This window comes from Bacillus massilinigeriensis (assembly GCF_900117315.1).
GTDB classification, from domain to species: domain Bacteria; phylum Bacillota; class Bacilli; order Bacillales; family Cytobacillaceae; genus Bacillus_BE; species Bacillus_BE massilionigeriensis.
The window spans coordinates 22,258-35,989 of record NZ_LT630337.1 but is presented as its reverse complement, the minus strand read 5'-3'; the positions used below and the strand labels follow the sequence as shown (position 1 = coordinate 35,989).

Below are 13,732 nucleotides of genomic sequence, written 5' to 3'. Positions count from 1 at the left end.
ACTCTCAAATGCATCATAAGCCCTGACTCTTGGCCTCGTCCCAAAATTGATCGAGCTCCTCTAGTGTAAACTGGGAAAAATCCCTCCCGCTTTCCCTTACCTTCTGTTCCATATATGTAAAACGACGAATAAACTTTTGATTCGTTGCAAATATAGCTTCCTCTGGGTTAATTTTTAGAAAACGCGCTACATTCACCAACGCAAACAAAACATCGCCAAATTCCTTTAATGTGTCATTTGAATGAGCTTCCTTGCTCCATTCAGCCTTAAACTCCTCCAGCTCTTCCAACACTTTATTCCATGCAGGCTCAATCTCTTGCCAATCAAACCCAACCTTTGCTGCTTTTTTCTGAATTTCACTTGCTCTTAACAAGTTAGGCAAACTTAAGCTTACATCCATTAATTTAGGACTTTCTTGATTCGCTTTTTCAGCCTTCTTAATATCTTGCCAATTTTTTAATACCTCTTCTTCATTATTAGCGGTCGCGTTTCCGAATACATGTGGATGCCTGCGAATCATTTTTTCAGATAATCCTTTAATAACATCATCGATTGAGAAAAAGCCATCATCCTCCCCAATTTGTGCATGTAACATAACCTGTAGTAGTACATCACCTAATTCTTCAATCATATGATCATAATCTTCTTCCATAATCGCTTCAATAAATTCATAGGATTCCTCGATTAGATATTTCTTTAATGATTCATGGGTTTGCTTTTTATCCCATGGACATCCATTGGGCCCTCTGAGAGTAGCAATAATTTCTCGAAGCTTAGAAAACTCACTTAATAGTATCTCATCATTCCTAACAGGTGGAATATATAAAGAGGTCAAATTATTTAACTGTACTTCACGATCTAATTCATACAAGGCAATTTTCCTAACCTTCTCTTCTTTAGTTCCAGCTGCTGTCACGATATAGGTATCATAATCGTATGGAAGCTTTTCCATAAGTATTAGCTTCACATCAGATGCAACAAATGAATCATAGACTTGACCAATAATAAGATGATTCCTAAAGCTTATTTCGTCCCTCTTTAGACTTGTTCCATCTAATAGTTGAAATCCCTCAATCGGGTCAATCTGCAAAGACTGAAATAAGGCATCTAAAAAGCTCTGGCCTCCGCCAAACTCAACCTCTATTCCTCTTTTTGGACCTCTATCTAACAAAAGCTGCACCGTCCTTTCTGCAACGATTGGGTGACCCGGTACAGCATAAATGATTGACTGATCTTCTGCTGCCAAAAGTAAGGTTTCACATATTTCCTCATATACTCCATCAAAGGTTTGATGCTTTTCATAAACCTCGTCAAATGAAACAAAGGTTAATCCTTCCTTCACAAGTTCTTCAATGACTGGATGTTCCTTTGTACGCAAATAGATATGCTCTGCATTTATTAAAGTTCTATAAACTCCTAAAGGCAATTGCTCAATATCCCCAGCACCTAAGCCAATAATCATAATTTTTTTCATTCGCGTAAATCACTCCTTTTGCCCTTTGGCAATAACCAAATTAATTTACTTCCAAACGGTAATAAATATAGTTCCTCTTCTTTAAAGACATTTCCCTTAATTGCAACCCACAAAAACACAAAGCCGCCAATAACCACAGCGCTCAATGCTTGTGCGGTTGCAGCCATTCTATCATGACCGAAAATATAAATAAAATCAGTCAGTAACAAGTAAGTATCCAAAACAAGTTTCATACAAATTGCCGAGACACCAATTTGAATGTATAACCTTGTATCGATAATTGCTTGAATAAAGTATTTCTTCAATCGTCTATACAATAAGATTGATATCAAAGCAAAAGATAAGACAGAGGCTAATGCTGCTCCAAAGGTATGATAAATTGGAACAAACAACATATTTAGTCCATATTTAAGAGAAAAACCAATAATAATGATGATAGCAGGATAAAGGGTATTACCTAATCCCTGCAATATAGCTGATAATGTCATAATAATGGAACCAAAGAAAATTAATAATGTAATGAGGGATAATACATCTGATCCCTGGACATTCTCAAATAACATAATATTTGTCGGTTTAATAATTGAATACAGTCCAACAGTTGCCCCAATTCCAATAAAAACACTCATTTTTAAGGATAAACGTATTTTGTCAATTAAAAATTCTATATTATTGGTTAGTTTTTCATTCGTAATCATTGGTACTAAAGATAAAGACATGGAAGTGGCTAAAATAGTTCCTAGCTGTATCAATGGCTGTCCTCTGTCATAAATCCCCTTTAAACCCTTTGCCTCTTCCCTATCGATTCCTAACTGAATGAGCAATGAATAAAGATTTAAAGAATCTGCTAGCTGAAGTAGAATGAGTAATAAACTACTTATTGACACGGCAAGTCCTTCAATCATTAGCACTTTTCCAATGAATTTTATCTCTTTAAATTTTATATTCTTTAGGATTTGCCAATCATGAATATCCGACTTTCCTTCTTTATAAACCCATATGGTAAGCAATACGAGCATTGCTACTAAGCTGCCTGCTATCGAACCAAAAAAGGCGCCCCCTCCTACAACATAAAGAGAATAGCCGTGATAAATAAGGAATGGAGAGGCAATTAAAATAGTGGCAACTCTTATCAATTGTTCACTTACCTGAGAGACAGCTGTTGGTACCATATTTCCCTTTCCTTGAAAAAAACCTCTAAAAATCGATACTATAGGAAAGAGGAGGAAAATAAATGATATGACCTTTAGAAGGAAAGAAAGCTTTAAATCATTCATCTGCAGAGCTAACCAGTTTGCTCCAAGGTATGTAAAAAGAAATAGAAAAAATCCAAAAAGGGATAAAAGACTACCGGAAATAATCATTAATTTTCTTATTTCATTGCGTTCATTGCGTTGACCATATTCTATATAAAGCTTTGAAATGACAACAGGAAAACCATACGTTGCCAATGATAAAGCCAATCCATAAAAGGGGTAGACCTGTTGATAAATATAAAAACCCACATCTCCTACAATATTTTGAAAAGGCACACGATACACGGCACTTAATATTTTCGTTATAAGAGCTGCAATGGTTAAAATAAAAGTTTCTCTTAGTAAAGAATTTGATTGATTCATGGGCTTAATCGCCCAACTCCTTCCAGATGTCAAGATTCCACAGTATTATAGCATAGAAAATGAGGTTATTTCGTTAATTTCCCAAAGAAAAAAGGCAGCAAGATTGCTACCCCTTTTTATCATATCAACTATTATTTACTCGCTCCACAATCCATTAAGACTCCATTTGTCTTGCTAAGAATCCTGCTGCAGTTTCAACCGCCTTTTGTTCAACATCTCCTAATGTTGACTCTTTTGAGAAGATAATAACGGCTCCAATTGGATCCCCATTAGCAATAATTGGTCCAACGGTATAAGCGCTAATTGATTCATTCTGACCCTCAACTAGTGAAATTTCGCTCTGCTGATTGATAAGAACAGAGTTCCGTTCCTCCATTGTTTTTTCTACTGTATCACTAATATTTTTGTTTAAATAATCCTTTTTAGAACCGCCAGCAACAGCGATATATGTATCTCTGTCACAAATTAATATAGGGTTTCCTAAGCTATCAAAAAGAGCTTCCGCATACTCCTTTGCAAAATCGCTTAATTCGCTAATAGGAGAGTACTTCTTTAATATGACTTCACCATCACGATCCACAAAGATTTCTAGAGGATCTCCTTCACGGATCCGCAAGGTTCTACGGATTTCCTTTGGAATAACGACACGACCCAAATCATCGATACGACGAACAATACCAGTTGCTTTCATCTAACGTTGCCTCACTTTCATATGATGATTGATTTTGGCGATGTTCTCTCTTAAGCAATTTGTAATCATCGCCGTGTTTGAACTTAGTATCTTTCATATGGAAAGTTCTATACACATTCAATGATTTTTTCTGTTTAGTCCTATTTATCCCAAAAATGGAAATAATGAATTGCATTTTCCTTTAGGAAACAACCTCTTCTTCACTTCTTTTTGCCTTTTTCAAAACTTCCATTAGTTCAAATGTAATGCCCAACCATTTAGTGGTATCCATTCCTTTTGTATGGACAACCATTTTTAGTTTTTTTCCGTCCATGCCAAGTCCCACTACTCTACTATATTTACTGCTTACATGAATTTTTTGCCCCTCAATTTTTCCAGTTCCCTTTTCGGTTAGAAGGATGGAAACCTCGCTTTTTGCTTGTTTAATGGACTCCACTCCAACCTGTGCTGCATGGATTTTCAGCTCAGAAATACGAAATAACAAGGCCACCTGATCTGGAAATTCACCAAATCGATCAAGCATTTCCGATTGAAGCTCCTCTAATTCAGTGATGGTTGAGATTCCTCTAAATCGCTTATACATTTCAATTTTTTGATGTCCATCCGCAATATAAGCATCCGGGATATAGGCATCCAATTGAAGATCGATTTCAACCATGGTTTGTTTTTCCTCTGTAGCATTTCCTTTTCTTTCTTCTATTGCATCCTTTAACATTTGTGAATACAAGTCAAAACCAACTGAATCGATGAAACCATGCTGTTCAGCACCCAATAGATTTCCTGCACCTCTAATCGATAAATCACGCATGGCAATTTTAAATCCCGAACCAAGCTCTGTAAACTCCTTTATTGCCTGAAGTCGTTTTTCAGCTACTTCTGTTAATACCTTATCTTTTTGGTAAGTAAAGTAAGCATATGCTACCCGATTAGACCTTCCAACCCTTCCTCTAAGCTGATAAAGCTGAGAAAGTCCCATTCTATCTGCATTACTTACGATTAGTGTATTTACATTAGGTATATCCACACCTGTTTCAATAATGGTTGTACTAACTAAGACATCCGCATCCCCCTCTAAAAAGGTTAACATAGCAGATTCCAGTTCATTTTCTGTCATCCTCCCGTGAGCATAAACAACTCTTGCATCCGGAACGAGCATAGAGATTTCCTCTGCCTTACGCTCAATATCCTCCACACGATTATACAGAAAATAAACCTGCCCTCCACGCGCCAGCTCCCTTTCTATTGCTTCACGAACCAAGGCACCATTGTACTCCATCACATATGTTTGAACAGGGAATCGATTCTCAGGTGGCGTTTCAATAACGGATAAATCCCTGACTCCAAGCATGGACATATGCAGTGTTCTTGGAATTGGGGTAGCTGTTAAGGTAAGAACATCCACGTTTGTCTTTAACCTTTTGATCTTCTCTTTATGTGTAACCCCAAATCGCTGTTCTTCATCTATAATGAGTAGACCTAAATCTCGATAGGTAATATCCTTCGACAATAATCTATGAGTTCCGATAACAATGTCTACTGTTCCATTCTTTAAACCATTAATAGTTTCGGTTTGCTGTTTCTTTGTTCTGAACCTACTTAGTAAACCAATATTCATTGGGTAATCCTGAAATCTCTCACGCAAGGTCTCGAAATGCTGTTGGGCAAGGATAGTCGTTGGAACTAGAAAGGCTACCTGTTTACCGTCTGAAACCGCTTTAAAGGCAGCACGAATGGCCACTTCTGTTTTCCCATATCCAACATCTCCACATAATAAACGATCCATAGGACGGGGTCTTTCCATATCTTTTTTGATTTCATAGATTGAGCGAAGCTGATCCTCTGTTTCCTGATATGGGAATGTCGTCTCAAATTCCCTTTGCATATCTCCATCAGGAGAAAAGGCATATCCCTTTGCAGCCTCTCTTTCTGCGTAAAGCTTGATAAGATCATCAGCAATATTTTGAACAGATGACTGAACCTTTTTCTTAACGCGCTGCCAATCGCTGCCACCCAATTTATATATTTTTGGCTCTTTTCCCTCTGAACCAACATACTTTTGAATAAGCTCAATTTGATCAACAGGAACATAAAGCTTGTCATTTCCTTGGTATCGAATATGTAGATAATCCTTGTGAACTCCATTTATCTCCAGTGTCTCAATCCCTAAATACTTTCCAATCCCATGATTTGCATGAACGACATGGTCCCCAACTTTTAATTCCGAATAGCTCTTGATTCGTTCAGCGTTTGATAATTTTTGACGTCTTGAGGACCTTTTTGTCCTTTTATTAAATAGCTCTTCCTCGGTAATTACAGCAATTTTTTGAAGAGGTAACTCAAATCCCGTTTGTAAGCTTCCAGGTAATATTTGAACTGACCCTTTTAGAATCTCCTGATCACTTTGGATAAGAGAAGCCTCAATCCCATAGTCTTCTAATACTCTCTCTAGTTTCTTAACCCGCTCTTTATCAGGTCCTAAAAGGAGAACAGAATATTTTCCTTTCTTCCATCGATCCAATTCCCCTTTAAATACATTCATTTGACCATGGAAGTTTTGCATTTGCTTGCAAGTAACATTAATGATATTTTGGGGATTAGTATTTGGAACATGCCTTAAAAATAAAGACATATAAACGATTGGGTAACCCGCTTGGTGGATTACATCCTGGAGTTGATTGGACATCTTAACACCATGAATAATCTGCCCTTCACTTAAAAGACTTGTTACCCATTCAGCCTCTTCCTTTTCTAACGAATCATTCATTTCCTGAACTCTACTAATTTCATCTATAAAAATAATGCTATTACTAGGTAAATAATCTACTATATTATTAGCCTTTTCATATGCTAAAGATAAATATTTATTTAAATGCTCCGGTTTTTGTCGGTTCTTTATTTGATCAAGCTCATAAGAGATATTTTGTGCGAGTAGTGACTTTGACTTTTCATCCTTCAGCTTTTTAAGGCTCTTTGCCAAGCCTTCTTCAAGCCTTTGATGTAAAAGGTTGAAATTTTCTTCTTCAAATAAGGTTTCTGTTGCTGGTCCTATTTTAACCTCTTTCAGCTTTTCTATTGAGCGTTGATCATCAACAGAAAAAGTACGAATAGAGTCAATCTCCGTATCAAATAATTCGATACGTATAGGTTCCTGCTCAGTGAGAGGATACATATCAATTATTCCACCTCTAACACTGAATTCTCCTGGTGAGGAAACCATTTCTACCCTCTCATACCCCATTTTCACTAATTTTTGAAGGAGAAAATTAGGTTCAACATCGTCCCCAACCCGAATCGTTAATTGGAACTTCTTCCATATGGATACAGGAGGTAGAATCTTTCTAAGACCTGCCATAGGCATGATAATAACCCCAGCTTTTCCTTCACTTAAATAGTTTAAAACTTCAATTCTCTGAGCCTTCAATTCCGGACTTGCTATACTTAATTCTGCAGCAATCAATTCATTTGCTGGGTATAAATATACTTGTTCTTGATTTAAAAGGGCTGAAAAATCCTCAAAAAGTTTTTGTGCTTGTAATAAATTATGTGTAACTATCAACAATGACTTTTTCGTTTGTTCAAAAATTGATGATAGGAAAACTGCACGTGAAGAACCGGATAAGCCTGCAATCAATTGTTCTTTTATTCCTTCATCAATACCAGAAATGACTGATTTCATGTCATCTAGTTCCTTAAATAGACGTTTTAGTCCTAACATCTTCGGCCCCTCCCTTCACATTAAACAAGATAGAATACTATGAATGCATTGGATTTAAAAGAAAAAAATACCCTAAATTATTAAACAGAAAAACGCTTTGGATCATCTGTCCAAAGCTTTATTAATGAATAAGAAAATCATATTGATAATAGTCTGGATTTCTTTGAAGAAGCTCCTGACAATCCTCACAGATCGATTTGATGTGTATATCCCCTTTTGAACTGTAGGAAATCATCTCTAATCGCTCGTCATCTGTTAGCTTGTGAAAGCCTAGTCGATTGGTATCAACTGACTGATTCTCTAAAGTCCCTATCTCTACACCACAATGACGGCAATGATAATGAATAGCCATGCAATCCCTCCCAGTTCGATTCAATATTGTTATTATTGACCCATTAGGAGGTACTTATTCATTAGATTTATTTTATGTTATCATTCTTTTAATCATGATGTTTTTATTGGTTATATTCATTCATCACTTGAAGAAATGGTTTATTTAACCATGATTCACATGCATCTGCACATTTACTAATAACATCATGAATAACCGCTTGTTCCTCTTTAGAAAATCTACCCAAGACATAATCGGTGATTTGCATACCATTTTTAGGCCGATCAATGCCAACACGAACTCTTTTGAATTCTTGAGTTCCTATATGAGCAATGGTAGACTTTATTCCATTATGACCTCCTGCACTCCCTCTCTCTCGGAGGCGGATCTTTCCTACAGGCAAATCCAAATCATCATAGATAACAAGCAGCTCTTCATTGACTATATCATAGTAGTCCATTATAGCCCGAATAGATTCTCCTGATAAATTCATATACGTAAGAGGCTTTAAAAGGAGAACCTTCTCTCCTCCAATGTTTCCCATTCCAAATAATCCTTTGAACTTAGCTTGACTTAAAGGAATATTCATATTTTCTGCCAGTTTATCAATCACGTCAAATCCTATATTATGTCTAGTATGTTCATACAGCCTTCCTGGATTTCCTAATCCAACTATTAGTTTCATTGTTACCTCACCCCCAAAAGACAATATCACTATAAAAAGGGGCTGACAGGATCAGTCCCTTTTCTAGCTTATCATTTTAACAAGACTTTCACATTATGATTCTTCACTTGGTTTTGTTTCTCTTCCCTCTTCATTTTCAGGTGGATCTGATTCTTGTTTTTCTCCTGAATTAATTTCCTCCTCCTGCTTAGGAGGAAGGATAGAGGCAATTACTTCATCAGATTCATGGTTAATGTGGATATTTTCATAATTCTTTATATCTGCTATCGTAAGAACCTCATTCACTTGGAGATTTGTAACATCCACTTCGATAGAAGGAGGAATATTCGCAGGTTTCGCTGTAATTGAAATTTCGAATAAAGGCTGTTGCAATACTCCTCCATCCTTTACACCAGCAGCTTCTCCAATAAGTACGATTCTTACCTCTGTTGTGATTTCCTTTGACATGTCAACTGCTAGAAAATCAATATGGATTATTTCTCTTTTGATTGGATCCGATTGATAATCCGTAACAATGACATTGTGTTTATCTCCGTCTATTTCGAGTGCGATTATTCCATTTCTTCCAACGTCTCGCATCGTCTTTATTAAATCAGATTCATTAATATATACTGATTTATTTGCCAGGTTAGACCCATACACTACAGCAGGTATATTCCCTAGCTTACGTAAATTTGATAAATCGGATTTTCGTGAACCTTTTCTTTCAGTAGCATGTAGTAATGCATTCATGATAAATCCCCTTCCAAAATTTGATTTCAGGCTGTCTCATTTATTAAATGCCCCAAAAATGGAAGGTCTAAACATACAGATTTGGATATGTAGAAAGTTTCAATAGATAGCGGATAAGGCTTGCTAATAGCAAGCCTTATCTCATATATTAATCAAATAATGTACTTACTGATTGTTCTTCATGAACGCGAATGATTGCTTCTCCAATTAAAGGTGCTACAGAAAGCTGTCTTAATTTATCGATCACCTTTTCTTCTGGAAGAGCGATGGTATTTGCCACAACTAGCTCTTTAATCTTGGAGTTTTGAATTCTTTCAATAGCAGGACCTGATAATACCGGGTGTGTACAACACGCATATACCTCTGATGCACCATTTTCAACTAAAGCATTGGCTGCAAGTGTAATTGTGCCTGCTGTATCTATGATGTCATCGATTAATATTGCAACTTTCCCTTCAATATTCCCAACGATGTTCATAACCTCGGCAACATTTGGCTTAGGACGGCGTTTATCAATAATAGCTATAGGTGCCTTGAGTCTTTCAGCCATCTTTCTTGCTCTTGTTACACCACCGTGATCTGGAGAAACGATGACAATATCCTTATCATATTCTTTCTTTTCGAAGTAATCCGCCAATATTCGAACACCCATTAAATGGTCGATCGGAATATCGAAAAACCCTTGAATTTGTGGTGCATGCAAGTCGAGTGTAATCATTCGAGTTGCACCCGCAGTTTCTAAAAGATTCGCTACTAATTTTGCAGTAATTGGTTCACGAGCTCTTGCTTTACGATCCTGACGTGCATAACCATAATAAGGCATAACAATATTTATGGTTTTAGCAGATGCACGCTTTAGAGCATCAAGCATAATAAGCAGCTCCATTAGATGCTCATTAACAGGAGAACTTGTAGATTGGATGACAAACACATCACATCCACGAATACTTTCCTCAATATTAATTTGGATTTCTCCATCCTTAAAACGAGTGACTGAGCATTTTCCAAGTTCTACGCCGATAAAATCTGCAATTTCCTGGGCTAATTTAGGATTAGAATTAAGACTAAATACTTTTAAGTTTGGGTCTAAATACTGGTTGGACATGAAGAACCTCCGATTGGCTTATTTCTTTATATTTAATTTATTAACATAGTTTTCTTTATTCTCTTGTCTAGCACGTGCAATAGATAGCGCATTTCCTGGCACATTTTTCGTGATTGTCGATCCTGCTGCAACATAGGCACCTTGACCAATAGTTACAGGTGCTACTAAATTAGAATTACAGCCAATAAATACTCCATCTTCAATTTTGGTTAAGTATTTATTTTTGCCGTCATAGTTTACCGTTATGGATCCGCAGCCTATGTTCACATCGCTGCCAACCTCAGCATCTCCGATATAACTTAAATGAGATGCTTTGCTGCCTTTACCAAAAACGGACTTTTTAATCTCAACAAAATTTCCAATCTTTACCTCATTTTGAATATCTGATTGCGGTCGAATATGCGCAAATGGTCCGATATTAACCGATGAACCAATACTGCTATCAAATGCAACAGATTGTCTAATAACAGTTCCATTTCCAATTTGACAATCCTTAATTTCACTGTTTGGCCCAATTTGGCAATCATTACCGATTACTGTTGAGCCTTTTAATATTGTTCCAGGATATAGAATTGTATCAAAACCGATTTCGACATCAGGTTCTATATACGTATTATCCGGATCAATAATGGTTACTCCATTACTCATATGGTTTCGATTAACTCTCTTTCTCATAATGCGCTCAGCTTCTGACAAAGCAATGCGATCATTTACCCCAAGAGTTTCTTCAAAATCATTGGTTTGAAAAGCACTTACAATTTTTCCTTCACTTTTCATAATCTCGATGACATCAGGTAAATAATACTCTCCTTGAACATTATCATTTGAAACCTTTTTCAATGCTTCAAATAATGCCTGATTATCAAAGCAATAAGTGCCAGTATTAATCTCTTTAATGCCCCGTTCTTCTTCGGTAGCATCCTTGTGCTCTACAATCTTCTTAACAAAACCCAGTTCATTACGGATAATACGTCCATAACCAGTAGGGTCATCCGTCCAAGCTGTTAATATCGTAGCAGTTGAAGACTTCTCCACATGATTTTTTATGAGCGACTCAATGGTTTCTGCTGTAATAAGAGGTGTATCACCACAGACAACTACAGTAACACCTGACTTATTAGAAAGCATTTCCTCAGCCTGCATAACAGCATGTGCAGTTCCTAATTGTTTTTCTTGTAGGGCATAGCTACTTTGTTCTCCTAGCTGAGCCTTTACAAGATCAGCACCATGTCCAATTATTGTGACAATACTCGCTACATTAAGCTTTACCACTTGGTCAACAACATGTTGGACCATTGGTTTGCCGCATACAGGGTGAAGTACTTTATATAATTTAGACTTCATTCTAGTCCCTTGACCAGCGGCTAATATTATCGCATACCGATTCAACATTAACAGGCCTCCAATATAACCTTTGTATCCATTAAAAAATATATCTTAATTGACTATTATTTTCAAGGAATGAAAATAAAGTACATATATTTGTCAATACGTAAAAAAATAGGAATTAAACAATAATTAGGGAATAGATTGAATCTTAGCGAGGGAGGGATGGAGGAAATATCGTATATCTATACCTATAGAATATGATTAAAAATTATTTTTTAAACTCTTATTCTCTATTACATTTTTTTTTGCATTAAAAAAGAGCCTTACTTATGAAGTAGGCCCTCGTTGTTTATATCCTATGAAGCTCCGGCTTCTTCAAATTCTACTTCTAATTCACCAAGTCGGTGGTATTCAGCCAAAACAGCCTCTTGAATCTTACCGCGCGTTCCTGAATTAATTGGATGAGCGATGTCACGGAATTCACCATCCGGAGTTCGTTTACTAGGCATTGCTACAAATAATCCGTTATTTCCATCAATTACACGAATATCATGAACAACAAATTCATTATCCAACGTAATAGAGGCAATTGCTCTCATCCGTCCATCAGTATTTACTCGGCGTAGTCTTACGTCAGTTACTTCCATTTTGTTCACCACCTTTTCTAAGTAGATTAAGTCTAGATTAATAATTCAACAGATTTCCTTCATTTCCTTCTTTTAAGTAAAAAATTTTTTAAAAATTGGGGCAAATTAATCTATTTATCCTAAAAATTCTAATAATTCACCGTTTTAAACAAATTTTTACAAAAAAGCGCTCGTTTTATTTTACGAGCGCTACTACCTCTATTTCTACTAAAGCATCCTTTGGTAATCTTGCCACTTCTACACAAGAACGGGATGGCTTATGAGCTGAAAAATACTCTCCATACACTTCATTCATAGCTGCAAAATCATTCATGTCCTTTATAAATACAGTTGTTTTAATAACTGTATCAAATGAAGCCCCTGCTTCTGCAAGCACAGCTCTGAGATTTTTAAATACCTGATGAGTTTGAGTAGCAATATCCCCTTCCACCATCGTGCCTTCGGCTGTTAATGGAATTTGCCCCGAACTATAAAAAAGATTATTTACGATAATCCCTTGGGAATATGGTCCTATTGCTGCTGGAGCTTGATTTGTTTGTACAACCTTCATTTATTTCTCCCCCTATTTGAGCCCATTTTTAAAAAGTAATTGCCTTCACTCACTTTTATTCTTTTCCCCTTGATATCTATGTTAGATAACTGTATGACAGATAAATAATCTTCAACTAACCGTTCCTCAAGATTCTCAACTGCCTCAACTAACACAGCAATGCCTGCCACATGTGATTTAAATTCCTCAAGCATGCTAACCATTCCATTTACCGTTCCGCCAGCTTTCATAAAATCATCAACAATCAATACTCTAGATCCTTCAGCTAAGCTTCTTTTTGAAAGAATCATCGTTTGAATTCTTTTAGAAGAACCTGAAACATAGTTAATACTTACAGTAGGCCCCTCTGTCACCTTGTTATCCCCTCTAACAATGACAACTGGTACATTTAAATTAGCAGCCACAGCATACGCAAGCGGAATCCCCTTGGTTGCAATGGTCATTATGACATCAATTTTTGTATCAGCATAGGCAGATGCAATTAGACGGCCAATTTTTTGAATAAGATTTGGGTTACCCAAAATATCTGCCATATATAAATAACCACCTGGTAATAATCTATCTGGATTTGACATTAGTTCACATAACTCATGAATGATATCCTTTGTTTCCTCCATAGACATTTTAACAAAAAACTTTACTCCTCCAGCTGCCCCAGGAACAGTCTGTAAAATACCAATTCCTCTTTGTTCAAAGGTTTCTTTAATAATGGCTAAATCTTCACTAATTGATGATTTTGCTGACCCATATCTATCTGCAAAAAAGGTTAAGGGTACTAATTGCCTTGGATGCTCTAGCAAATAGTTCGTCATATCAATTAGCCTTTCACTACGACGAAACTTCATAAATGAACC

General features: G+C 36.4%; 12 protein-coding genes. All 12 read right to left on the bottom strand.

All coding sequences use genetic code 11. The annotated features are described in order from the left end of the window. Nucleotides 1-13: 13 nt before the first annotated feature. The 12 genes from yabN to purR all read right to left on the bottom strand — a co-directional run bounded on the left by yabN (nt 14) and on the right by purR (nt 13,723). Nucleotides 14-1,474, bottom strand: coding sequence for a bifunctional methyltransferase/pyrophosphohydrolase YabN (yabN, locus tag BQ6100_RS00190; RefSeq protein ID WP_075979832.1), 1,461 nt, complete (start codon nt 1,472-1,474; stop codon nt 14-16). After that, nucleotides 1,471-3,093 (bottom strand): putative polysaccharide biosynthesis protein, encoded by a 1,623-nt coding sequence (locus BQ6100_RS00185; protein WP_097677890.1) that lies wholly within the window; start codon nt 3,091-3,093, stop codon nt 1,471-1,473. Before BQ6100_RS00185 ends, yabN begins: the two co-directional genes overlap by 4 nt. A gap of 154 nt (nt 3,094-3,247) precedes the next feature. Then, complete coding sequence (gene spoVT / locus BQ6100_RS00180) at nt 3,248-3,784, bottom strand: stage V sporulation protein T (protein WP_075979831.1); 537 nt, start codon at nt 3,782-3,784, stop codon at nt 3,248-3,250. 181 nt (nt 3,785-3,965) lie between these two features. Further along, nucleotides 3,966-7,499, bottom strand: coding sequence for a transcription-repair coupling factor (gene mfd / locus BQ6100_RS00175; protein ID WP_075979830.1), 3,534 nt, complete (start codon nt 7,497-7,499; stop codon nt 3,966-3,968). A 121-nt stretch (nt 7,500-7,620) separates the two neighbouring features. Then, a complete protein-coding gene (locus tag BQ6100_RS00170; protein WP_075979829.1) occupies nt 7,621-7,851 on the bottom strand; it encodes an anti-sigma-F factor Fin family protein in 231 nt (76 codons plus the stop codon). Between the two features lie 103 nt (nt 7,852-7,954). Beyond that, nucleotides 7,955-8,515 carry an aminoacyl-tRNA hydrolase gene (gene pth / locus BQ6100_RS00165; protein WP_075979828.1) on the bottom strand — a complete coding sequence of 187 codons (561 nt, stop codon included), beginning with the start codon at nt 8,513-8,515 and terminating at the stop codon, nt 7,955-7,957. Nucleotides 8,516-8,608: 93 nt separating this feature from the next. Further along, nucleotides 8,609-9,247, bottom strand: a complete 639-nt coding sequence (locus tag BQ6100_RS00160; protein ID WP_075979827.1) for a 50S ribosomal protein L25/general stress protein Ctc — start codon at nt 9,245-9,247, stop codon at nt 8,609-8,611. A gap of 148 nt (nt 9,248-9,395) precedes the next feature. Further along, on the bottom strand, nt 9,396-10,352 hold the full coding sequence (locus BQ6100_RS00155) for a ribose-phosphate diphosphokinase (protein ID WP_075979826.1): 957 nt from the start codon (nt 10,350-10,352) through the stop codon (nt 9,396-9,398). 18 nt (nt 10,353-10,370) lie between these two features. Next, the gene (glmU, locus tag BQ6100_RS00150; RefSeq protein WP_075979825.1) at nt 10,371-11,744 is read right to left on the bottom strand and encodes a bifunctional UDP-N-acetylglucosamine diphosphorylase/glucosamine-1-phosphate N-acetyltransferase GlmU; all 1,374 of its coding nucleotides are present in this window, start codon (nt 11,742-11,744) and stop codon (nt 10,371-10,373) included. Between the two features lie 293 nt (nt 11,745-12,037). Then, the gene (gene spoVG, locus BQ6100_RS00145; protein WP_003347151.1) at nt 12,038-12,328 is read right to left on the bottom strand and encodes a septation regulator SpoVG; all 291 of its coding nucleotides are present in this window, start codon (nt 12,326-12,328) and stop codon (nt 12,038-12,040) included. 175 nt (nt 12,329-12,503) lie between these two features. Beyond that, nucleotides 12,504-12,878 carry a RidA family protein gene (locus BQ6100_RS00140; RefSeq protein ID WP_075979824.1) on the bottom strand — a complete coding sequence of 125 codons (375 nt, stop codon included), beginning with the start codon at nt 12,876-12,878 and terminating at the stop codon, nt 12,504-12,506. Continuing rightward, the gene (purR, locus tag BQ6100_RS00135; protein ID WP_075979823.1) at nt 12,875-13,723 is read right to left on the bottom strand and encodes a pur operon repressor; all 849 of its coding nucleotides are present in this window, start codon (nt 13,721-13,723) and stop codon (nt 12,875-12,877) included. The genes BQ6100_RS00140 and purR overlap by 4 nt, the downstream gene beginning before the upstream one ends. Nucleotides 13,724-13,732: the final 9 nt, after the last annotated feature.

Bases quoted from the DNA above. Each gene is read 5' to 3' on its own strand.
- yabN (WP_075979832.1), bottom strand. From the start codon at position 1,474: ATGAAAAAAATTATGATTATTGGCTTAGGTGCTGGGGATATTGAGCAA.
- BQ6100_RS00185 (WP_097677890.1), bottom strand. From the start codon at position 3,093: ATGAATCAATCAAATTCTTTACTAAGAGAAACTTTTATTTTAACCATT.
- spoVT (WP_075979831.1), bottom strand. From the start codon at position 3,784: ATGAAAGCAACTGGTATTGTTCGTCGTATCGATGATTTGGGTCGTGTC.
- mfd (WP_075979830.1), bottom strand. From the start codon at position 7,499: ATGTTAGGACTAAAACGTCTATTTAAGGAACTAGATGACATGAAATCA.
- BQ6100_RS00170 (WP_075979829.1), bottom strand. From the start codon at position 7,851: ATGGCTATTCATTATCATTGCCGTCATTGTGGTGTAGAGATAGGGACT.
- pth (WP_075979828.1), bottom strand. From the start codon at position 8,515: ATGAAACTAATAGTTGGATTAGGAAATCCAGGAAGGCTGTATGAACAT.
- BQ6100_RS00160 (WP_075979827.1), bottom strand. From the start codon at position 9,247: ATGAATGCATTACTACATGCTACTGAAAGAAAAGGTTCACGAAAATCC.
- BQ6100_RS00155 (WP_075979826.1), bottom strand. From the start codon at position 10,352: ATGTCCAACCAGTATTTAGACCCAAACTTAAAAGTATTTAGTCTTAAT.
- glmU (WP_075979825.1), bottom strand. From the start codon at position 11,744: ATGTTGAATCGGTATGCGATAATATTAGCCGCTGGTCAAGGGACTAGA.
- spoVG (WP_003347151.1), bottom strand. From the start codon at position 12,328: ATGGAAGTAACTGACGTAAGACTACGCCGAGTAAATACTGATGGACGG.
- BQ6100_RS00140 (WP_075979824.1), bottom strand. From the start codon at position 12,878: ATGAAGGTTGTACAAACAAATCAAGCTCCAGCAGCAATAGGACCATAT.
- purR (WP_075979823.1), bottom strand. From the start codon at position 13,723: ATGAAGTTTCGTCGTAGTGAAAGGCTAATTGATATGACGAACTATTTG.